Below are 21294 nucleotides of genomic sequence, written 5' to 3'. Positions count from 1 at the left end.
CGTCTCCTCGCCCTACGCCGGCCCCATGACGCGCGCAATCACCGCGACGATCTCGGCCCAGCGCGAGTGCGCCGCCGCGAGTTGGCGCTTGCCGGCCGGCGTGAGGCGGTAGTACTTCGCGCGCTGCTTGTTCTCGGTGAGCTTCCACTCGGCGGCAATCCGGCCCTGCCGTTCGAGCCGGTGCAGCGCTGGATAGAGGGAGCCGTGCTCGATCTGCAGGAGGTCTTCGGAGCCGGCGCGAATCCACTGGCCGATGCCGTGGCCGTGTTGCGGGCCCCAGGTCAGGGCGCGGAGGATCATCATGTCGAGCGTGCCCTGCATCAGCTCGAGACGGCGCTCACCCGGTGACTTCTTCGGCATGGTAGTAGACAGGCTACCGCCATGGTGGTCGGGTGTCTACTACCTACGAGGTAAGAGCCACGTAATGCCGCGAATGCCGCGAATGCCGGGAATGTCGAACCCCAGTCGCATTCTTGCAACGAGTAGACCGCGCCGGCCGTCGAGGCCAGCGGCCTTGTTCAGCGTTCAGCGTTCGGCGTTCGGCGTTCGGCGTTCGTCTGTGTCTGGCCTGGCTGTCCCTGGGCGCCGAAGCCCTGGCGGAAACGGCCCAGCGCGGCGTCGTGGTGAGCGTCGACCTGAAGGTTGACGCCTACGTTCTCCCTGTAGCCGTCGACCTTCAGGTCGACGCGCGATGGACTCAGCCCGGTCGATGTTCGACCTGTACGGTTCGTCGAATCGAGCCGTTCCAGGGACATGGCTCCGTCGCAGAGTTCCGACCCGCAAGGCCCTGAATCCAGATGGCCGGTCATGACCAGGCCGGAGATGCTGGCCGAAATCGAGCGCGGGCCGGGAAGACGACATGCCTGCAAGCGGTCCGCGCGGACCTGCTCGGCGTTCAGACCCGGCGGATCGAACAGCACCTTGCGCACGCGGCGCAACAACTCCGTCTTGACGTCGACGCCGAGGCGCGAGTGGCCGGCGACGAATCGGAGCTTGCGCGCTACACTCGGCAGACAAGAGAACATGAGGGTGCTGCTCCGCTCGCTGGAGGCCGGCCCGCACGAGACGAAGGAGACACGCCGATGACTTCACGCAACAGGTTCGCCGCCGCATGTGCCATGGCCCTGGCCGGCACGTGCATCGTCAGCGCGCAGCGCGATCCTGGACGCGAGGTGCTCGCGGCCAACGACGGCTGGGCGTCGCTCGGCGGCGGTGTGACCGGCGGTGCGCTGGCCGATGCCGACCACGTGTTCGTCGTCGGCAACCGCGCCGAGTTCCTCGCGGCCCTCACAGTCGGACCGACGGGCGCGCCGCGGATCCTTTACGTGGACGGCGCGATCGACGCCAACGTGGACGACAGCAACCAGCCGCTTGCCTGTGAGGATTACTACGCGCCGGGATACACGCTCGACGCGTTCCTCGCGTTCTACGATCCGGCCGGCCCGTGGGGCCCGAACCCACCGGCCAACACCGCCGGGTCGCTCGAGGCGGGCCGCCGCGCGTCGGCGGCGAACCAGTCAGCACGGGTCCGGTGGCGGATTCCGGACAACACGACGATTGTCGGCGTGGACAAGGGCGCCACGATCCGCGGTGCGTGGCTGGACATCCGTGGCACGACGACGACGCCGCGCCGGAACGTGATCGTCCGGAACATCACGTTCGAGGACGTCTACGACTGCTTCCCGGCGTGGACGCCGCGGCGCAACGCCGACGGCACCTGGGCCGGCACTGGCGATTGGGACGCGGAGTACGACGCCATCTCGCTGCGCGAGACCGAGGGCGTGTGGGTCGACCATAACGAATTCAGGGACGTGGCCACCGCCGACAGCACGCTTCCGATCTACTTCGGCAGCAAGTACCAGGTCCACGACGGCCACCTGGACATCACCAACGCCTCGGACCTCGTGACCGTGTCGTACAACCGGCTCCGCGATCACGACAAGACGATGCTGATCGGGTCCTCGGACACCGCCCCGCGCGACGTCGGCCGGCTTCGCGTCACGCTGCACCACAATCTGTTCGAGAACCTCGGGCAGCGCGTACCGCGGGTCCGCTACGGGCAGGTGCACGTCTACAACAACTACTACGTCATTCGGTCTGGTGACACCTACGGCTACAGCTGGGGCGTCGGCGTGCAGCCGTTGCCAGTGACGTCAGGCATCTTTGCGCAGAACAACTTCTTCCGGGCCGACAAGGACGTCGCGCCCGACCGCTTCATCGCGCGGTTCACCAACGGCCGGTCAATTCACGCGGAGGGCACACTGCTCAACGCTGCCGCGGCGAACCACGGCGTGGATCCACTGGCTGAGTACAACGCCGTCCGCGAGCCGGATCTGGCCGAGGCCGTGGGCTGGGTGCCAACGCTGTTTCTTCCGATCGACCGGACGTTGCGGGTCCCGTCGCTGATTGAATCCGAGGCGGGACCGTTCAATTGGAACTAACCATCCACGGTCGGGCGTTTCGGGTGTGTCCCGCGACCCAGTCAGCCATGCCGACGAGCGTCTCACTGGAAGTTGTCGAGCAGCAGGAGGTCAGCGTCGTATCGAACCATCTCCGTTGCCAAGGCCCATCGCCCATCGCGGGACACCGTCATGTGTGTGTAGATCCCCGGGATCCGAAAGCCGAGCCGTCCCACGCGGGAGACCCACTGGTCGGCGAACCGGTACACGTCAATCGCATCGAAGTCCGGCTCACGGGTGACCAACACGATCCCCTTGTCGGTGACCGACCACAAGAACGGTAGAACTCGCTCCATCACCGGTTCTTCCGGCCCGCCAGCGAGCAGTGCGCTCATCAGCCGGGCCGTACCGTCGATGGCCAGGCCGGCTGGATGACGGTCGAGATAGAAAAGGGACCGACCATCGGGAGACTCCCGCGGTTCGAAGCCGCCGTGGCGTGTCAGTCGCATCGCCGGGCCGCCGTCGGCGGAGACACGCCAGATGTCGGGAATGACGCCTGCGCGTGTCGACGCGAAGTAGACCCACCGTCCATCCCCCGACCAGGAGGGAATTGCGTCCACGGACGGTTCAGAGGTCAGCCGACGCAGGTGCCCACCATCTGCTCCGACAACGTAGATATCGCTGTTGCCGTCAATCGCGGCATCCAGGACGATGCGCGCGCCATCCGGGGACCATCCACCGACGACAAGTTGGGAAGCACCCAGTGTCGTGACCTGCTGAATTGCGCTCCCATCGCGCCCACCGACCCAGATTTCTGGCTCCCCGGAGCGGTGCGAGACGAACGCGACCCGGTTGCCGTCCGGCGAGAATCGAGCCGAACTCTCCACGCGCGTGGACCTCGAAAACGGCCTCGACTCGATGCGATCGCCCAGTAACCGAGCCTCGAGGTCCATCAGGTGGATGTCGACGTCGCGGGTGATCGTTTGGAAGGCGAGGCGTGCCGGCAGCCCGGACTTCGGCCTCGAGATCGACGGCATGACCGCAGCCGCCGGGATGTCGGGAATCGGCGTTCCTCGACCGGGTCGAGAGGTGTTGGCGTTGATTCGCCACAGACGAGCGGCGGACGGCTGCTCGACCGAGAAGACAATCTCTCGACTGTCGGGAGTCCACGCCAATCCGGTAAGGTTGGCATTCCAGTTCGTGAGCCGACGCGGTTCGCCGCCGTGCATGGCTACGACATGCAGGTCCGCGATTCCCGGTCGTTCGTAGCGAATGAACGCCAGCGTCCTGCCGTCCGGCGAGACGTCGAACCTCCAGTCTCCGATGCCGACGGGCGCCTGCGTCAGCCGGCTACGCTCCAGTGTGTCGAGCGACACCTGGAAGATGCCAAATGGTCCCATGTTCGCTTCCCGGTCCCGGATGAGCACCGATTTCGAGTCAGCAGCCCATGTCACGTGAGTGCCCGACGCCGAGACCTGGCGTTCGCTTCCACCGAGCTGCGACATGACGACGACGCCTCGACGATCCCGCACGAAGGCGATGCTGCCTCCGTCAGGGGACCAGGCCGGGTTGGACTCCGAGGCCGGGGTGTCCGTCAGCCGCCGAAGCGCTTCGGTCCCGACAGCCTTGACGTAGATGTCGCCCGGGCCAGGCTCGACCTGGCCCGACCACGCGAAGGCGACGAAATTGCCGTCAGGGGACAACGCGGGCGGTCCCTCGGCACCCGGGTACGAAGCCAGGGGGAGCATCTGGATCTTTGCAGACTCTTGCGGGCGGAGTGCGCGCCAGGCGATGACGGCCGTCGCGGCGAGCGCGACGAGCGCGAGAGCGCGGAGGACCGGCGCCCTCCGGCCGAGATGGACAACCGGGCGCCGGACTTCGCGCTCCCGGACAGCGAGCGCGGGAGCCTCCTCGCGCTGCGGGCCGGAGTTCCCTTCAAAGAGGGGAACGTAGCTGCCCTTTGGCAGCGAGATGACGACCGAATCGGTTCTGCCCTCGTAGAACTCGCGCAGCTTGTCGCGGAGCCTCCTGGCATCGACCCGAACGACCGGATCGCTCCCGCCATCGAAGTCCGATCCCTTTCCATACAGCTCGCGGGCGAGGACCGATTCCTTGAGCGTATGTCCCTGCCCGCCGAGGTGTTGTTCGACGATGTACGAGAGGAATGACCGCAGCTGTGGCGATCGGGCAAAGACCGTGCTGGCGAGGATGCTCTCGAGTTGCGCACGGACGGCGGCGGCCGGAAGGTCGCTTCGCGCGTGGCCGCGTCCGCCGGTTTCGGTGGGCATTCGGCACTCGGTGTGAAAGGACCCCAGTGTACAACGCCGTGCGGGCTCGTTTTCAACCGGCTGTTCCGGCGGTAGAACACCGTAAAGATCTGGCGGCTTCCGAGTGATGTCCTTCACATTCGTCGCGCCCATCACCAGGAGGCGCCATGTTTGGGACCGTACGTCATGTGGTTGCGTTGGTTGCCACGATCACTTGCGCGACTGCCGTCGCCAGCGACCGATCGATTTCAACGGCACCAGTTCAGGCCGAGCCGGACGGAGAACTCAACGGCAAGAAGCTCTTCGAGAAAGAGACCTTCGGCGGCAATGGGCGGACATGCCGCACGTGTCATGCCAAGGACAGCGGAACGCTTACCCTGGCCGACGTGCAGCAGATCATCAACAAGGCGAACCCGGACGACCCGTTCCTGTTGCACGACGCGCTCGACGAGGACGGCGTCGGCACGACCCGAGTCCAGGCGCATGCCACGATCCGTTTCTCGATTCCGCTGCCGCCGTGGATCACGATGGCGGACGACCGTGGTGCGACCCACGTCACCGTCTTTCGCGGTATCCCGTCGACCCGGAACACGCCAGCCCTTGACCGGGTGCTGCTGCACGATGCACGAGCAGCCACGCTCCAGGAGCAGGCACTGGGAGCGATTCACGACCACTACCAGGGCACGGTGGAACCGACGGTCGCGCAACTCGAGGCGATCGCGGAATTCGAGCGCCGCGACGCCCACTTCTTCTCTTCAAGTGCGCTCAGGCAATTCGCAGCTGGTGGTCCGCCGCCCGAGTTGCCGCCGGGAATCAGCCCAGCCGAGCAGCGCGGGCGCAGGTTCCTCGTGGATGCGCCCTTTGCGCCTCCTTCCAAGGACGGCATCTGCGCCCTGTGTCACAGCGGCCCGATGCTGAACATGTCCAACCAGGCGCATTCGGACTTCGGCAACGGTCGTCCGCCGGTGGGGGCCCGCTTCTTCAACACGGGCGTCACGCTCGTCAATCAACCCGGCAATCCGATCCGGACGTGGGTCATCGATGACCGGATCAACCCGGTGGTGACGGTCCGCTCGCCAGATGTCGGGGTGATCCTCGGCCCCTCACCGCCAACGCCGCCACCCTCCGACCTGCCGCGCGCCTTCCTTGCCGGTGCGTTCAAGATCCCGACGCTGTGGGGCGTCAAGGACACGGCGCCATACTTCCACGACAACGGCGCCAAGACTCTGCGTGACGCTGTCGCCCACTACCAGCGGTTCTTCAACTTCACGGAGGAACAGGACCCGGTGGGTTCGCGCACCCTGGGCGGTCGCATCGTGCTGACAGACGATGACGTCGACGACATCGTCGCGTACCTGGAGCTTCTGAGTCCGAATCGGATGGACAGGTAGCGAGCCTCAGCCGGACGTTCCGTTGCAGCGAAACGTGACGGCAAACGTCGCGCCCCCGTCCGGATTGTTGTGGGCCTCGATGGTGCCGCCATGCGCGTCGACGATCGTCCGGACGATCGTCAGGCCGATTCCGAGGCCGTGCGTCTTCGTCGTCACGAATGGTGCGAACAGCTTGCCGTTGATGTGCGTCGGCAGACCGGTTCCCGTGTCGCGCACGGAGACTTCGACGTCGGCGGCACGGACTTCGCTCCGGATCGTGAGGCGACGCCGCGCCGGCGGCGTCTCGGCCATCGCGTCCATGGCGTTGACCACGAGGTTCACGAGCACCTGCTGCAAGAGTACCGGATCGCCAACGATGACGCAGGGATCCGAGGACATGTGCGCGGTGGCCTCGATATGCCGCGCGCGCATGTCGTGCGCGACGAGGGCCAGGCTGGCCTTGATGACGGCGTGCAGGTCGACCGGCTTCTTCTCCAGTTGATGACTGCGCAGCATCGTCCGATGGCGATCGATGATCTGCGTGGCCTGCACGATTTCCGCCTGGATGTCGGCGACGATCTCGCCCATGTCGTCGGATGTCGCGCGATTGGCCGATACCAGGATCTGCAGCGCCTCGACGTTGTGCAGGATGGCCGTGAGCGGCTGGCCGAGCTCATGCCCGATCGAACTGGTCAACGCCGACATCGTCTGCCGGCGACTTGCGTCAGCGGCGAGGGCCAGGTTCTTCCGGCTTTCGATTTCCGCCCGCTGCCTGGCACGGCGCTCGAACAGGAGCCCGCCAATCAGCAACGACTGGACAACGAGCGCGGCAAGCACGCCAAGTACCGTGAACCGGTATTGCTGCCACGGGCTGGGCGCCCGATATCGCACGACGCTGCCCGCTGGCAGCCGGCTCTCGCCAATACCCCACCGCTGCAACTCGCGCCAGTCGAATATCGGTGGACCTGTGGGTTGCGGGGGTACCCGAACCCGTGAAGGCGATTCGCCATTCAGGAGTCGGACGGCGACCTCCGCCGAGCTGCGACTCAGGGCGTCAATGGACATCATCGTCCCGCCAACCACCCCCGATCCGAGGAACACATTGATTCCCGCAAACAAGGGCGCATTCGCCGTGGCGCGAAGGTCTGCCATGACGCGCTCGTCCGCATACGCGCCACCCTGCGAATCCGAGTTGAAGCTGAGGTAGAAGATTGCTGCGTGTGCTGGCAGGTTCGCGCATCGCCGGACGATTTCTGCCAGCGACAGTTCGTCGGACCAGATGAATGTCAGGCGCCCGCGAAATCGCTGGAATTCGCGCTCCAGTTCCGGGCGCCAGAACTTCCCGAGCGAGCCGGATCCCAGCACCATGAACACGTGCCTGGTTTCTGGCAACACGTGCAGGATGTCGTCGACGAGCCGGGGGAAATCGTTGATGACCGCGACTGCGGTTTCGTTCTCGCCGAGTGGCGCGCTGCGGAGATATCGCTCGTCGACGGACGCGAACAGGATCGGCGCTTCGGGAAAGAGTTGCTGCCGATACTTGCGCCCGAATACCGCCGCGGGGCCGCCAACTGTCACGATGAGGTCTGGCCTCGGTTGGCCGGCGAACGTGGACCGGATGTAGTCGACGACCGCCTGTTCGGCCGCGCCGACAAACCCCGTCGGGCCGACGACGAGTTGCACGACATTCACGGGCCTGCCGGCGATCTGGTCGAGGTCGACACGGAAGTTGCCGGTGAAGTGGTCGAGCGTCAGGTTGCCGCGCGCGAACGACTGCAGCACCAGGATCTGCTGGACCGCCGGCTGCGCAGCACCCGGCGACGCCCCGAGCCACAGTAGCCCGCACGCCAGCGCCGCGCAGGCCAGCCTGCTGCTCACGGCTTCGTGCCCGATGACGCGACCGCGCTCCCCATGTACTGATTGACCTTGGGAGGAATGCTAGCATCCCCGCCTTCAGGCGCGGGCGCGGTTGCCATCCGCGTCGGCGCAGGCGTATCGGAGTGCCGGCCTGCGCCAGGGCGGCCCCGTCCACCACTCAGTGCTTGTCGATCCGGGATCGTCAGGGCTCACTCTCCCCTGCCGCCGACGCTCCTCGACGAGCCCGTGGGCGGCTGACTCGACGGTTGGTCGAGCGGCCGCTGGCGTCAGACATGGCGCGTCTCGCTCAACGTCCAGTGGACGCGACGTGCCTGGCTCGGGCATCCTCGGCGCGCGCAACCGACGGGACGGATCCGGTGGCGGCGTCACGTGCCCCAGTTCAGTGCGATGGAGAACAGCATGCGTCACAGGGTGGCAGTCGCGGTCTGGTTCGCCGTAATCACGAGCGCCGCAGTCGCGGCGCACGCCGCGCAGGACGTGGTCGTGACGACGGCTGGTGACAGGTTGGTCGGTGAGATCAAGGGCGTCACGAAGGACGTGCTGACGCTCGCGACGGATTACTCGGATGCCGATTTCAAGATCAAGTGGGGGAAGATCGCGTCGATCGAAAGCGACAGGCAGTTCCTGCTCGAGACATTCGACGGAAAGCGCGTGTCAGGTTCGCTCAAGCCCGTCCCCGAACAGAAGGCCGTCGTGCAGGTCGCTGACACGCGAGTGCAACTCCCGGAGGTGTCCATGGTGCAGCCCTTCGAGCGAACGTTCTGGTCGCGATTCGACTCGGGCCTCGACTTCGGCTACAGCATGACGCGCACCAACTCGGCCAAGCAGCTCTCGCTGGGGACCAACCTCTCCTACCGCGATGAGCACCACGTCGATGTCCTGTTTGCCAATGTCTTCAGGAACTCGCAGGCAAACGCTCCCGAGACCAGCCGCTGGGACCTTGGCAACGACTTCCGGCGCCTCCTGGGCAGCCGCTGGTACGTCAACACGGGACAGGACTTCCTGAACTCCGAAGAACAGGGCCTGAGCCTGCGGTCGACCATTGGGGCAGGTGCCGGTCGTTATCTCCTGCGCTCGTCAGCGCAATATCTGGCTCTGGGCGCCGGGGTGGCCTGGACCAATGAGAATTTCACCGACCCGGCGCTGCCCAACGAGGACTCGGCAGAGGCCTATATCGGCACGGAGTTCATGACCGAGAGGCTCAAGGTGGCCGACGTCATCACCCGCTTCAACTACTACCCGAGCCTGACGATTTCCAGCCGCTACCGGTTGACGTATCGGTTGGACGTGGACTTCAACCTGCCGGGCGACTGGTACTTCCGGTTCGGGCTCTTCGATAACTACGACAGCAAGCCGGCGGCGGGCTTCTCGAGCAACGACTACGGCTGGTCGAACGGCTTCGGTTTCAAGTTCTGAGCCGGAACGATGAAGAGCCTCGCCGTCGCCGTGCTCGCGGGATCGCTGACGCTGGCCCAATCGGTCGTTCCGGTCGAGAAGGAGCCGCACCACCATGTCGCCTTCGAGAACACGTGGGTGCGGGTGCTCGACGTGGGCTTCCCCGCCGGAGTGGCAAGCCTGTTTCATCGGCATTCGCTGCACAACGTCGCCATCAGGATCGCGGGCGGCACGACCAGGACCGATCCGGTTGGCGGCGAGGGGCGTCCGCAGACGGTACCGACGGGTCGCGTGGTCTTCTACTCGGCCTCGCCTCCGTACGAGCACCGGGTCGTGAACGTCGGGACGTCAGCGGTGCGAATCCTCGACGTCGAACTGTTCGGCGCCACACCGACAGCCGACACCAGCGCCGACGACGATGTCGCGCGGCATGTGGTCGAGGTCGAGAACGAGCACGTTCGGGTCAGCCGTGTCCAGCTTGGGCCCGGCGAGTCGTTGCCGGCGCATACGCACCGGCGCGGCTGGCTTGCCGTTGTCGTCGCCGGCCGGACGCCTGGCGAATTCGCGTGGCACCTGCCAGGAAGCCGCGTGTCCGTCGGCGATGCCACCGAACGGGTCGACCTCGTGGAGATTGAAACGAAATAGGACAGCTTTCGGCTCACGCCTGGATGGCGCCGCCAGATTGACGTTCCACCGGCGACCTCAGCGGGTTCACCCTCGAGGAGAGTGCGCCGCCGGGACGCAGCCCTCAACGGGTCCAGGTCTTCTCGAGCCCGATCATCGGGGCGACCTTGGCCTGCACCCCGTTGTCGTTCATGCGGAACAGTGCGCTGCCGACGAGCAACCACTGGTTGACCAGGTGGAACTTGGCCGAGACAGCTCCCCGCATCATCGAGACAGCACCCGTGTCGAGGAACGCAAACTGCCGCACCGTGACGTCGCGGTCACGCGGGCCGGGCGGCTGGGGAATGGGGATGTGGAGCACCACAATCTCATCGAGACTGGTCGGCATGTCCTGCAAGACGTCGCCGATGAGATTGAACGACACCGTCAGTCGGCTTCCGAGAAGCACCTGGTCGATGCCGGCAGCGTAGGTGAAGCCGTTCGCGGCGCCAGCGCCCGTGAAGCCTGCGTTGCCGTGAACAGCCGTACTGTTGCCAAGCATTGCTGACGTGACCAGCCCGCCGCGGATGGTCGTCTTGCCGGCGCCACGGAAATTGTCGTGATCGCCTGTCGGCAACCTGACTTCCCCCACGACGGCCACCCCGCCGCGATCGCTCGACGTCAGACCGAACTTCGCCGCCAGCCCGATGTCTCCCAACCCGGTGCTGGTGGCCGTCCCGCTCGTGATCTCGATTTCTCCCTCACCGCCGGGATACCCAGCCTCGAGTCCCGGATCGATCAGCCAATCGCGTCGGACCTGGTAGCGTCGGACACCCTGACCCTGGACATCAACGTGCATCAGTGGGATGGACGCGGCGATGTCCAGCCGATCGGTGATGCCGTAGCTGAAGGCGGTCATCGCGACATCCGTATCGACGTCGAACACCGCGTAGTAGCCGGAGAAGATCTGTTCGCCGTCCGGGAAGGTACCGCGCTCCTCCCAGACCGGGATGCCTTCGAACGACTGGCCCTGTACCTGGTCGTACGACGCTCGCTGGTACGAGAACCCCAGCGACCAGACGCCGCGTCCGTTGGTGAGCGCCCGTTCGACGTAGAGGGAGCCGAAGGAGTTGCTGCGCAGCTTGGGCTCGCCCGTGACATTGTCGATGGTGAAGCTGAAGCCCGCGGACGAAAGACGTGGGGCAGTGCCTGCCGCAACCGCCACGCCGTCGGCGACGAGGTCGGCGGTCTCGACGGCCTGCGCGCGGGAGATATCTGACGACTGGGTTCCAGTGTCTCCGCCGATGAAGAAGATACGCTCGAACAGCGCCCGTGCGGTCCCGGCCGGCGCGACGGTCTGCGCGTTGGCACTGGACGTGAGTCCGAGGATCAACAGCGTGCAGCCGGTCACCATTCGATACAGGGGCATCGTGAGAGCTCCACGACCGGGATGGTCGCATCCTTCATGACAGTCAACGACAGGCGGGCCCGGATCGAACCGCGCTGGTCACCTTAGACGGACGTCGCTGATGGTCCAGACATTGTTGCGGGCGCGAAGCACGAACTCGTAGCGCCGGGGAGTGACAAGTCGCCGCCCGCCGGACACCGACGTCACGACGGCGTCGGCGAGGACCGAGGCGGCGTCGCCCTTGACGGTCATGGCCCGGCCGGTGAATCGCCATTCCACCTCCGAGTAGTCCCGGAAGCTCTTCTGCAGGCCCTGCCGCCATGCGTCGGGCATGCCTGGCCACACGGCCTCGACGGCAGCCACGCTGCGCGACTCGTAGGCCCGTTCGAACGCGTCGAGCTGGGCGAGGATCAAGGGTTCCGGGTTGGCCGGGGCGGGCGACGGCGCCTTCGGAGCCTCCGGCGCGGGCGTGGTCTCGGGTTTCGGAAGAGTGACCACCGGTGGCGGCTCCTCGGTCCTGTCCTTCGCGAGAAAAGACGGAGGGGGCGAGGGCGGTCGCGGCACCGCTCGCTCGTATTCGCCCACGGCTTCGAGGAACAAACGCACCGCGGCGGCGGCTTGACCTCGGTTCGTGCGGGCGGCCTCCGCCTGCTGCTGGTGCCGGCGCGCCTCTGCATAGACAGGCGAATCACCGGCTCCGCGCGTGTCCGCGGCCCGTCGGGCGGCCGCCATGCGACGCTCGGCATCGACGATCACGTCGGCGGCAAGCTGGGCGCCCGCCGGTGTGGCCAGGGCTTCGGGGACGAGCGACGCGATTGCGCGCTCGAGCTGACCCGCTCGCCGCAACCCTTCTGCGGTCTTCAACGCGCGAGGCACCGCATCGCTCGCTGGCGCTGGCGGTGGAACCGGTTCTGGGAGAGGCGTCTGAGGCGCAACCGTTGTCGTCGCTGCCGGGTCGACCGGAACGGAACTCGTCACCGGCGCGTCCGGGACGAGCGATGTCGTCGCCTGCGGTAATTCACGCGCAATCGGCGGCGACGCAGGAGATGGAGTCGATCGCAGCCAGACCATGTAGCCGGCCACCATGACAACGGCGAGTGCCAAGGCGGCAATGGCCGCGATTCCGTCAAGCCGCCGCGTTGCGGCCGGCAGATAACCGGATCGCGAGTAACCGGATCGCGAGCCGGACGCGGGGACGTGCGCGGCGTGCGCAACCCGGTCCTCTCCAGCGGCGGCGGGCGCGGTGTGTGCGGAGGCGTCCTGCGTATCGGCGTCCTGCGTGTCGGCTTCCTGGTCCGCCGCTTCCCGAACGGCGACTGGCTGCCCAGCGGCGGCCTCCCGCGCCAGCCGGTCCCGTTCGATCTGCTCGCGCCGCGCGACCTCCCGTTCCTGCGCCTCACGAGCGGCCCGTTCCTGCGCTTCGCGCGCGGCCTGCTCCTGCGCCTCTCGCGCAGCGCGTGCGGCCGCTTCCTGCGCGGCGGCCTCCCGCGCCAGCCGTTCCCGTTCGATCTGCTCGCGCCGCGCCGCCTCCCGTTCCTGCGCCTCACGCGCAGCCCGTTCCTGCGCCTCTCGCGCCGCGCGTGCGGCCGCTTCCTGCGCGGCGGCCTCCCGCGCCAGCCGTTCCCGTTCGATCTGCTCGCGTCGCGCCGCCTCCCGTTCCTGCGCCTCGCGCGCAGCCCGTTCCTGCGCCTCTCGCGCCGCGCGTGCGGCCGCTTCCTGCGCGGCGGCCTCCCGCGCCAGCCGTTCCCATTCGATCTGCTCGCGCCGCGCCGCCTCCCGTTCCTCCGCCTCGCGCGCAGCCCGTTCCTGCGCCTCTCGCGCCGCGCGTGCGGCCGCTTCCTGCGCAGCGGCCTCCCGCGCCAGCCGTTCCCGTTCGATCTGCTCGCGTCGCGCCGCCTCCCGTTCCTGCGCCTCACGCGCAGCCCGTTCCTGCGCTTCGCGCGCGGCCTGTTCCTGCGCCTCGCGCGCCGCGCGTGCGGCCGCTTCCTGCGCGTCGGCCTCGCGCGCCAGCCGTTCCCGTTCGATCTGCTCGCGCCGCGCCGACTCCCGTTCCTGCGCCTCGCGCGCAGCCCGTTCCTGCGCTTCGCGCGCAGCGCGTGCGGCCGCTTCCTGCGCGGCGGCGGCCTCACGGGCCAGCCGTTCCCGTTCGGCTTGTTCTCGACGCGCAGCCTCCAGTTCCTGCGCTTCGCGATGGGCCCGCTCCTGCGCCTCTCGCGCGGCCTGTTCCGAGCGAATCGCGGAAATGGCGTCACGTGTCTGCAGGAGCACGGGGTCGGCCTGCACCTCGGGCGGCTCCGCGTCGAAGCGGTACACCGCTGCGGCCGCATGACCCTGGTCAAGCAGGGCTTCGATGTCCCGATGGCAGCGCGTCGCCCGCTGACGCTGAATGCTCTCGGAGATCAGGGCTTGCCAGCGTTCGCGTTGGGCATCGGTAACGAGCCGGCCTTCGAGGGCGGCCAGGATGCCCTCGGCATCGGTCGGCTCCCCGTCGTCGAGAGCCCGCTGCGCGGCTAGGAGCTGTGACTCGGCCGCGCGCGCTTGCTGTGCACGCTCGAGATCGCGGAGCAGCGCGTGCACGGCCGAGTCGTGCTCGTCGAGCATCGCCGCCTCGTCGGCCGCCTCGAGAGCCTTGTCGATGGATCCGGCCTCGAGGGCGGCCCGGGCGTGGGCCACCTTCGACGCCACCTGTTGTTGTCGCCGCTCCTGCCGGTTGGCGCGATTGTGCGAGGACGCGGTGCCGGCTGTCGGGGTGGGACGGATCACCGTGGAGTCGTCCGCGCCTTCCAGCGAACGCACGATCCAACGCAGACTGCTCAGTACCGGCGTGAGCGAGGGCGTGCGGCTCTCCAGCGACTTGACCAAGCAGCCTTCGATCAGCCTCACGAGTTCGAGAGGCAGCCCGTTGACAAGTTCGGTGAGGGGCACCGGCTCGTTCTCGAGGACGTGCTTGGTGATCTCGAACGCGTGCGCGCCATCGAAGGCGCGCTGACCCGACAGCAATTCGTAGGCAACGGCACCGAAGGCAAAGACGTCGCTCCGGGCGTCGACCGGTTGTCCGGTGACCTGTTCGGGCGACATGTAATGGGGGGTGCCGATGGCCACCCCGCTCATCGTGGCATCCGACTCGTGGTCACGTGCGATCCCGAAATCGAGCAACCGGAGCAGGCCGGAATCCCTGCCGATCATCAGGTTCGACGGCTTTACGTCGCGATGGACGATGCCGTGGCGGTGGGCATACTCCAAGCCGCTCGCCAGTTCCCACAGCCACTGGACCTTCCGGCTGATCCCGACTCGGCCACCGCCGTGGATGACGTCCGCGAGCGTTTGCCCGGCGATGTACTCCATCGCGATGTACGGGCTGCCTTCGTGTTCCCCGACCCCATAGATGCTGACGATGTTGGGATGCTGGACGCGCGCCGCGAACTTCGCCTCCTTGAGAAAGCGGCGCCGGATGTCCTCGTCGAGCACTCGCAGCACTTTGACCGCGACCAGCCGGTCGAGCGCGGGATCGTACGCGAGGTACACCACGCCCATCCCGCCCTTGCCCAGGCGATTCCGGACCTCGTACGGGCCTATCTGTGTAGGGCGGTCAAGCTGCACGGAGATTCCTGCAGTATAAGCGTGCCCTTTGGGGCCAAAGAGATGCCAGTTCGTTGGCAGGCCCCGCCTGCATTGATGAATCGAGCGCCCCCCTTGCGTGGTACATGTCCGAGCCCGCGCGCCTCACCTGGTTGACCTTCGTGCGCAGGAAAGGCGCTGCGTAGCAGCCGACCCGGTGTGGGGCGGCAAGGGTGGGCTGCGCTCCCGCCTCTACGACTTCGGCAACGACACGGGTCGGCCGGCCGCACCGTGACGCTGCCGGGAACCGCCAACTTCACGCATGTAGGCCGCCGGATCGGGCGTTGGCCTGCCGTCGCGCGGATCTCGGGCGTGTACGTGAAGAATCGCCGCACCAGCCCGTGCCGCCGCGATGCCCTGCTCGGCGAGCATGTCCGGCGACACCGGCAGTGCCGGAGTCATCGTTGGCGTATGCACGCCGCCGGTGAGCGCGCACGAAGGGTCTGATCCGCCAGAACCACGACACTCAGGATCAGCGCCAGGACAACAAAGACCGTACGCCGATGCGCCGGACGACTTCGACCGTCCAGAACAAGCATCCGCCGAGTGCTCGGATGAGTTGTGGGCCGTCAGTGCGTACCTCGGACGGAGCTGGCCGGGGATCTGTCCATCGCGCTGCTCTTGACGCTCGATCGGCTGTCACCCCTCGAGCGGGCTGCCTTCCTGCTGCACGATGAGAAAAGTGGCTTCAGACGCAGTAGAGAACGAGAGCGTTCGCCATGATGCAGGACGTCACCCACGAGACCGCACCACACGCATTCGTCAAGGCCGTTCACGGCGTTCGTTATCAGGTGACGGATGTGGCCCGCTCGAGTGCGTTCTTTACGCAATACCTCGGGTGGTCAGTTCTGGGGCAGCGTCCTGGCAGACGCTATGGGGAGTCGGGCGGCTTCAGCTGTGAGAGGTCCGGCAGAGTCTGGCTCAGCAAGATCAGCTCATCTCCTTCGCACAACGGTCCCGCTTCCGTGCCAACCGGGTTGAGCATCATCTTGTCACGGCGATAGAGCCCGATGAGAAGGCACGCCTTCATCATCGTTCGATCGGGCAGGAACGCGCTTGCCGCGGCGACGAAATCCATCCCGACCAGTTGGGCCGGCACCGGCACCATGTACATCTCGTTGGCGTCGCGCCGGATCGAGAGCAGCTCCTGATAGACGCGCGTCATGCCATGAAAGAGCGAAGCCCGTGCCATCAGCCGCAATCCGAAATCGGCGGCCGAGATCACTTCATCGGCACCGGCCTTGCGCATGTGCAGCCGATACTTCGGGTCCTGACACTCGGCGACGATGTTGGGCTGGCGCTCTTGCACGCAGACGTTCTTGACGGCAATGCAGCACACGATGGTCTTGCCGTCGGCGTGCTGTTCCTGGCGGTCATCCGACAGGATGACGACCGAATGCGCTTGCGCAACCTTGGCGCGGCGCAGGATCACTTCGTTGGCTGGCTCACCCTTGACGATATAGACGTCGTTGAAGGCGGGTTCATCCTGTTTGTCAGGCAACACGACTTCGTCGGGTGTGTCGTGAACGATCACGACTGGCCGATTGTCGGTGACGATACCGCTGTGCACTTCGCGTATCCAGTCCAGAGCCCGCGGCGACCAGTTGCAGAGCACCAGATGGTCGGACATTTCAAGATTCGTCACCTCACGACTCCTTAGTGAGCGTTCGACCAGGATGGACGCCACGCTCGCCGTGAACAGACCAGCCAGGGCGACACCGACGACAAGCACGACGGAAACCACGAGCCGCCCCACGGGAGAGTCGGGCGCGTTGTTGAGTCCGCTGAACAGCGTGACCCAGACGTTCCAGAGTGACTCGCGCAACGTCCCGAACGCTGGATTCGTGCCACGCTCCGCGAAGTGGAGCGCGGTGCCGCTGGCGATCCAGATCACCACGATGGCGGTCAGGATCTTCCAGACTTGGTGGCGATTCCACGCCGTCAGCACGCTCAGCAAGGTGTCGCGCCACGACGCCATGTCGCGAAGTCGGCCGCCCTCGCTCACAGCCGAGCCTCTGCGCCGGAGCCGTCGCTCATGTCACCTTCCGTGTCGCTCTCAGTTGGCCCTGATGTGACAGAAAGCGTGGCGGTGCCGACGCATGGTCATTGAAAGGGGGCCTTCCGTCGTGGTTGAAGGGGAGGTGCCACCCACCTCTTCACGCCACTCGCGAAAGGCCACCGTACGCGAGACGAAGCAGAACCGATTTACGCGCGCGAGTCAACGGGGATCTCCAGCTGGAGTTCGCCGACCGCGCGCTCACCTCGTATGCCGGGCTGGAGCTGTTCGTGGGCTCGTGCGCTTGACCAAGAGGGCGCGTGTTGATCGAGCCCACGCATTGCGCGCGCGCATTGTGCTGGCGTATGTCGATGCGTCCGGCACTATGGGGACCGACAGAAGATCGTCCCAATGGCGCTGTGCGCGCTCCGCGATGCTCACCGTCTCAATCAGGCTGGCCGGATGAAGCGGGCAGCACCGCTGGTACTTGATGTCGTTTCGCAGGTGCCGATGGACGGCGCGACCTTCGTCATGCGTTAGCTAGTGCGAGCGTTCAGCAGCTCTGGGGTCTTGGCGACCACGGGCAGCTGCCAGGGTCACCGAGTAAACGACCCAGAACAGCCCGAGGCCGAGGACGAAGATGAGTGGCTGATGCTGCAGCCACGGCAGCCTGTCGACGCGGCCGCCGACGTGCTGACTTCCCACCCGAATCATCTGCAGCACCGAAGTCCACAACTCCCCAACCAGCACGAAGGATCCGCTCAGCCCAATCGACGCGACGCTCAGGCTGACGACCCTCATCAGTGGGTCTTCTCCAAACCGCTCCTGGATCCATCGAGTGACTCGCCGCGCGCTTCCGATGAACATCGCCACCATGGGAAGGATGACCGGGAGATTCAGTCCTCGGTCGAACACCCGCAGCCGCGCCTGCGCGACATCACCCACGCCTAAGCCGTGCACGTGTGCGACGGTGGCGACAAGGCGCGTCTCGCACTGGCGGCGTTGCTCAACCGTCGGGTGAAAGCGGTACCGATCGACCAACTCGTCGATCAACTCCGCGTCGACCACCAGGTGCCGTGCATCTGCGGCATTCGAGAGGTCGAGCACATCGACCGTCTCGGGCGGCCATGCACAGTCCGAGTTCATGCCGGGCCGAAGCACACGGGCGCAGGTGACGCTCATCGCCAGGCACAACAACATCAAGGCGCCGAGGCGCAACATGTTGGCTAGTTGGACACCGACAGTGTTCGCGGTGATTTCCATAGGCGATCAGCGCAGTGAGGCGCCCATCCAAACTCTATACGGCGATGCGTCATGGAATTGAACGCCCCGGGCTGGCCCTCTGCGTGCGGCCTCGGCTTTCGCGAAACGCCCCGCGAGCTTTGCTCGGAGGCCAAAGCTCTTTCGCAAATTCGTTCGAAACAACAGCAATCTACCATGGTGGGTGCCAGGACCATGCTTGGCGCCAACCATCATGAGCAACGGGATGTGGACCCTTGTGAGCTCCATCAGCGCGGCTGACGCATGGAGTAGCTAACGGAGCAAAGCACAACGAGCCAAGTGAGAGAGAACGCGCCGCCTACTGCGCAGGCCATGTCCCCCGACCTTCATCGCGAATCGCGGTGACAGGTCGGGATAGGCCAACGTGCACAGCAGGTCGTAGAACGGCGCCAGGGTGGCTCCTCCGGCATGCAGCAGGCTGAAGTTCTTGCCGTGCGCATCGGCGTTGCCGGCGATCACGTTGAAGATGGCGGCATCCAGAAACGCGAGCACCGCCAGCGCCGGCTGCTGCGTGGCACGTCGCAGCAGCGCGAACATCGCCGGAAACGTCGGGCCGCCCTCGGCGGCGTACTTGTGCTCAGGGACAATAACGAGGGCCTGACAGGTGTCCTCCTGGTGCAGGCGTCGCACGCGGCCCTGGTCGTCCACGCGCCGGTCGTACCGCTCGACAAGGAGGTACAGCCGCTGTGCCACTGCCCGGGCCTCTGCGCGAGCAGTCGGCAGGCCGCACGCGGCAGCGAGTTGCATCACGAGCGCCTCGTTCTCGGTGGTTCCCGGAAATCTGGCGATGGGAGGCTTGAGGATGTGCGTCGTCGGTTGCCCGGGCGCAGGCAACGCCACGCGCCCCTCGACCAACACGACGGGCAACTTGGATTGCGCGCCGGCGAGTGATAGGCGCAACCCGTCCTGTCCAGCAGGCAATGGCCTGCTCGGCAGACGATCGAGGATCGCCACGAGGGCCGCATCATCGAGCGGCCGAGACGGTATGTCACTGTGGGACTCGGGCGGTGCGGTGCCATCCGGCAGCAACATGAGCGCACCGGCCACGTCACCGCCACGCGCGTCGAGCAACGCGAAGTCGTTGCCGCGGGAAACGCCCAACGCGTGAGCCACGGCGTCGCGCTGCAGATCCTCGGCCAACAGTCCCGCGAAGAACGGCCGACACTCGCGCCGCTTGAAGGGCACGTCGCGCTTGGGCAAGGACAGCGACAGCGGCGGCGCATCCTCGTCGCGGAGCCAGGCGGCGTCATAGACGAACTGCTTCTCGCCGTGCTGGTTCGTGTGCAGCGTCCCGACCAACCGGCCATCCCACCGCAGTGCCCGACACGTAGGCGACTCGCGCTCGTTGTCGTCGTGCAACAGCAGCAGGCGCAACGTCGGTCCGTTCTTGCGCCCGCGATCTGCAGCATCTGGATGTCGCCGTTCGAGTTGCCGAACGCCAGAATCGGCCGGCGGCCGATGCGACTCCAGATTCACCGGCTTGGGACACGTCGCCCGCACTTGCCAGGGCGCAGGGCTGGATCGTCGTCAGCATGAGCAACGGCGTGGACGCAGATACTCCGCTGATGTTATCGGCCCGTCTAGGCGTCGTCCGTGCTCAGCACCCGCGTGATCGCGTCGCCGAAGACCAGCACTGCCACGCCGCCCGCCGCCGCGATTGCGGCGTGCAGGCCCCAGAACATCGCGGGCGACAGCGCTTCATAGAGCCCGCCGAGGCGCCCCATGATGTTGCTGCCCGCGAACAGCGCCAGGAACGCCACGCCCATCATCGTCGCGTTCACCGGCGCGGGCGCGGCGCGCGAGACCAGCGCCAGCGTCACCGGCCAGTAGAACAGGAACGAGAAGCCCATCATCGCGAAATAGAGAAACGGCCAGACCGGCGACAGCCCGTCGTTGCCGAGCGCCAGAATCGCCGCCACCAGGATCAGGTTGGCGCTGGCGACCAGCCACCCACCCAGGCCGATCTTCTCCAGATCGCCAGGTTCGATGCCGGCGCGACGATCGGCCTGCCAGCGCCAGATTGCAAAGACCACTGGCACGCCGAGGATCGAGAACGCCGCATCCACGGCGTTGAACCACGGCACAGGGATGACAAAACCGGCGCGCTCGAGAGTGACGTGATCCTGCGTCCAGACCGCTGCCGTGTTCATACACTGGAGGTAGGACGTCGCAGGAAGCACGACGATCGCGAGCACCGCGCAAATGGCCCGGACCCGCCGCCACTCGCTGGACGTCAGCGCACGCTTGGCGCTGACCGCGCGCTCGGTTCGCGCCGGCAGATGACGGTAACCGGCCAGATAGGTCCCCAGGCCGATCATGATGAACAGCGCGGCCGCGCCGAACCCGGTATGCCAGCCGTAGCGTTGCGCCAGCAATCCACAGACGATCGGCCCGAACACCGCGCCGATGTTGATGGCCATCGAGAAGACGGTATAGGCCCGCACGCGATTGGCTGCGTCGTCGACGGCGTACAGCGCGCCGACCTGGGCGGAGATGTTGCCTTTCAGAAGTCCGCTGCCGAGGATCAACAGCACCAGGGCGATGAGGAAGCTGCGGTCGAATGCCATGGCGAGGTGGCCGCCGCTCATCAGCACGGCGCCCATCACGACGGCGTTGCGCTGGCCGATGAAGCGATCGGCAATCCAGCCGCCCAGCATCGGCGTGAAGTACACGAAGCCGCTGTAGAGTCCGAAGATCTGTGACGCGAGCGCTTGCGTCGACATCGGCCCGAACACGCTTTCGAGCGCAGTGCGAAACCCGGCAAAGCCTGCGATGTTCTCGACGCGGCCCGGCAGCAGCAGCTGATTGACCATGTACAGCACGACGAGGGCGGTCATGCCGTAGTACGAGAACCGCTCCCATGCCTCGGTGGCGGCGAGGTAGTAGAGCCCCTTCGGCTGGCCGAGAATGCCGCGCATGGGCGCCGTCGCTTCGCTGGCCGACGCTGGCCTGGGGCTCGTCATCAACACGGAGCAGACCCGGGCACTGGCGGCGGGGTCACCGTCGGCGAAGACAATGCTTGCGTCCTTTCGAGTGAGCGCGATCGTGCTGATTGCGCAGGTGTATGTCCGCTGAACCC

General features: G+C 66.4%; 15 protein-coding genes and 3 pseudogenes. 6 read left to right on the top strand and 12 right to left on the bottom strand.

The features are described from left to right. Positions 1 to 12: 12 nt before the first annotated feature. Positions 13 to 360 carry a PadR family transcriptional regulator gene (locus LuPra_RS06855; protein WP_110170057.1) on the bottom strand — a complete coding sequence of 116 codons (348 nt, stop codon included), beginning with the start codon at positions 358 to 360 and terminating at the stop codon, positions 13 to 15. A 158-nt stretch (positions 361 to 518) separates the two neighbouring features. Next, complete coding sequence (locus LuPra_RS06850; protein WP_157898832.1) at positions 519 to 929, bottom strand: hypothetical protein; 411 nt, start codon at positions 927 to 929, stop codon at positions 519 to 521. A gap of 153 nt (positions 930 to 1082) precedes the next feature. Between LuPra_RS06850 and LuPra_RS06845 the strand changes: the two genes are divergently transcribed. Next, on the top strand, positions 1083 to 2441 hold the full coding sequence (locus tag LuPra_RS06845) for a pectate lyase family protein (RefSeq protein ID WP_110170055.1): 1359 nt from the start codon (positions 1083 to 1085) through the stop codon (positions 2439 to 2441). A 62-nt stretch (positions 2442 to 2503) separates the two neighbouring features. On the opposite strand, the gene LuPra_RS06840 is transcribed toward LuPra_RS06845, so the two are convergent. After that, positions 2504 to 4687 carry an LpqB family beta-propeller domain-containing protein gene (locus LuPra_RS06840; RefSeq protein WP_162271310.1) on the bottom strand — a complete coding sequence of 728 codons (2184 nt, stop codon included), beginning with the start codon at positions 4685 to 4687 and terminating at the stop codon, positions 2504 to 2506. Positions 4688 to 4833: 146 nt separating this feature from the next. Between LuPra_RS06840 and LuPra_RS06835 the strand changes: the two genes are divergently transcribed. Further along, a complete protein-coding gene (locus tag LuPra_RS06835; RefSeq protein WP_110170053.1) occupies positions 4834 to 6057 on the top strand; it encodes a cytochrome c peroxidase in 1224 nt (407 codons plus the stop codon). A gap of 6 nt (positions 6058 to 6063) precedes the next feature. Here LuPra_RS06835 and LuPra_RS06830 read toward each other — a convergent pair whose 3' ends face one another. Further along, positions 6064 to 7914: a sensor histidine kinase gene (locus tag LuPra_RS06830; protein ID WP_110170052.1), complete on the bottom strand. Its 1851-nt coding sequence runs from the start codon at positions 7912 to 7914 to the stop codon at positions 6064 to 6066. A gap of 399 nt (positions 7915 to 8313) precedes the next feature. On the opposite strand from LuPra_RS06830, the gene LuPra_RS06825 reads away from it, so the two are divergent. Both LuPra_RS06825 and LuPra_RS06820 read left to right on the top strand, forming a co-directional pair. Continuing rightward, positions 8314 to 9330, top strand: a complete 1017-nt coding sequence (locus LuPra_RS06825) for a DUF481 domain-containing protein (RefSeq protein ID WP_157898831.1) — start codon at positions 8314 to 8316, stop codon at positions 9328 to 9330. Between the two features lie 9 nt (positions 9331 to 9339). Next, positions 9340 to 9954 (top strand): cupin domain-containing protein, encoded by a 615-nt coding sequence (locus tag LuPra_RS06820; protein WP_110170050.1) that lies wholly within the window; start codon positions 9340 to 9342, stop codon positions 9952 to 9954. A gap of 103 nt (positions 9955 to 10057) precedes the next feature. Here the strand turns inward: LuPra_RS06820 and LuPra_RS06815 are convergent, their stop codons facing one another. The 3 genes and pseudogenes from LuPra_RS06815 to LuPra_RS34285 form a co-directional block, all read right to left on the bottom strand. Beyond that, on the bottom strand, positions 10058 to 11341 hold the full coding sequence (locus tag LuPra_RS06815) for a hypothetical protein (protein WP_157898830.1): 1284 nt from the start codon (positions 11339 to 11341) through the stop codon (positions 10058 to 10060). A 78-nt stretch (positions 11342 to 11419) separates the two neighbouring features. Beyond that, positions 11420 to 14920: a serine/threonine-protein kinase gene (locus LuPra_RS06810; protein WP_157898829.1), complete on the bottom strand. Its 3501-nt coding sequence runs from the start codon at positions 14918 to 14920 to the stop codon at positions 11420 to 11422. A 276-nt stretch (positions 14921 to 15196) separates the two neighbouring features. Next, a pseudogene (locus tag LuPra_RS34285) lies at positions 15197 to 15340 on the bottom strand (3-keto-5-aminohexanoate cleavage protein); the annotation flags it as partial. 183 nt (positions 15341 to 15523) lie between these two features. Here LuPra_RS34285 and LuPra_RS34280 point away from each other — a divergent pair. Beyond that, a pseudogene (locus tag LuPra_RS34280) lies at positions 15524 to 15613 on the top strand (RNA polymerase sigma factor SigJ); the annotation flags it as partial. 196 nt (positions 15614 to 15809) lie between these two features. On the opposite strand, the gene LuPra_RS06795 reads toward LuPra_RS34280, so the two are convergent. From LuPra_RS06795 to LuPra_RS06775, 5 genes and pseudogenes are all read right to left on the bottom strand, one after another. Continuing rightward, positions 15810 to 16916, bottom strand: coding sequence for a potassium channel family protein (locus LuPra_RS06795; RefSeq protein ID WP_157898828.1), 1107 nt, complete (start codon positions 16914 to 16916; stop codon positions 15810 to 15812). A 558-nt stretch (positions 16917 to 17474) separates the two neighbouring features. Further along, positions 17475 to 18197, bottom strand: coding sequence for a hypothetical protein (locus LuPra_RS06790; protein WP_110170045.1), 723 nt, complete (start codon positions 18195 to 18197; stop codon positions 17475 to 17477). 270 nt (positions 18198 to 18467) lie between these two features. Further along, positions 18468 to 19532: a type II toxin-antitoxin system HipA family toxin gene (locus LuPra_RS06785; RefSeq protein WP_110174564.1), complete on the bottom strand. Its 1065-nt coding sequence runs from the start codon at positions 19530 to 19532 to the stop codon at positions 18468 to 18470. An 18-nt stretch (positions 19533 to 19550) separates the two neighbouring features. Continuing rightward, positions 19551 to 19687: pseudogene (locus LuPra_RS34275) on the bottom strand (haloacid dehalogenase-like hydrolase); the annotation flags it as partial. 108 nt (positions 19688 to 19795) lie between these two features. Continuing rightward, positions 19796 to 21133 carry a peptide MFS transporter gene (locus tag LuPra_RS06775; protein ID WP_157898827.1) on the bottom strand — a complete coding sequence of 446 codons (1338 nt, stop codon included), beginning with the start codon at positions 21131 to 21133 and terminating at the stop codon, positions 19796 to 19798. Between LuPra_RS06775 and LuPra_RS31650 the strand changes: the two genes are divergently transcribed. Then, positions 21132 to 21290, top strand: coding sequence for a hypothetical protein (locus LuPra_RS31650; protein WP_157898826.1), 159 nt, complete (start codon positions 21132 to 21134; stop codon positions 21288 to 21290). The genes LuPra_RS06775 and LuPra_RS31650 overlap by 2 nt on opposite strands. The last annotated feature ends 4 nt before the right edge of the window (positions 21291 to 21294 follow it).

This window comes from Luteitalea pratensis, assembly GCF_001618865.1.
GTDB classification, from domain to species: Bacteria; Acidobacteriota; Vicinamibacteria; order Vicinamibacterales; family Vicinamibacteraceae; genus Luteitalea; species Luteitalea pratensis.
The sequence above is the reverse complement of the archived record's forward strand: the minus strand, read 5'-3'. Positions and strand labels throughout refer to the sequence as shown.

What these genes read in the sequence shown, in the direction of transcription:
- LuPra_RS06795 (WP_157898828.1), bottom strand. Translation starts at nt 16,916, where the DNA reads ATGGCGTCGTGGCGCGACACCTTGCTGAGCGTGCTGACGGCGTGGAAT.
- LuPra_RS06840 (WP_162271310.1), bottom strand. Translation starts at nt 4,687, where the DNA reads ATGCCCACCGAAACCGGCGGACGCGGCCACGCGCGAAGCGACCTTCCG.
- LuPra_RS31650 (WP_157898826.1), top strand. Translation starts at nt 21,132, where the DNA reads ATGGGCGCCGTCGCTTCGCTGGCCGACGCTGGCCTGGGGCTCGTCATC.
- LuPra_RS06790 (WP_110170045.1), bottom strand. Translation starts at nt 18,197, where the DNA reads ATGGAAATCACCGCGAACACTGTCGGTGTCCAACTAGCCAACATGTTG.
- LuPra_RS06855 (WP_110170057.1), bottom strand. Translation starts at nt 360, where the DNA reads ATGCCGAAGAAGTCACCGGGTGAGCGCCGTCTCGAGCTGATGCAGGGC.
- LuPra_RS06845 (WP_110170055.1), top strand. Translation starts at nt 1,083, where the DNA reads ATGACTTCACGCAACAGGTTCGCCGCCGCATGTGCCATGGCCCTGGCC.
- LuPra_RS06825 (WP_157898831.1), top strand. Translation starts at nt 8,314, where the DNA reads ATGCGTCACAGGGTGGCAGTCGCGGTCTGGTTCGCCGTAATCACGAGC.
- LuPra_RS06835 (WP_110170053.1), top strand. Translation starts at nt 4,834, where the DNA reads ATGTTTGGGACCGTACGTCATGTGGTTGCGTTGGTTGCCACGATCACT.
- LuPra_RS06775 (WP_157898827.1), bottom strand. Translation starts at nt 21,133, where the DNA reads ATGCGCGGCATTCTCGGCCAGCCGAAGGGGCTCTACTACCTCGCCGCC.
- LuPra_RS06820 (WP_110170050.1), top strand. Translation starts at nt 9,340, where the DNA reads ATGAAGAGCCTCGCCGTCGCCGTGCTCGCGGGATCGCTGACGCTGGCC.
- LuPra_RS06815 (WP_157898830.1), bottom strand. Translation starts at nt 11,341, where the DNA reads ATGCCCCTGTATCGAATGGTGACCGGCTGCACGCTGTTGATCCTCGGA.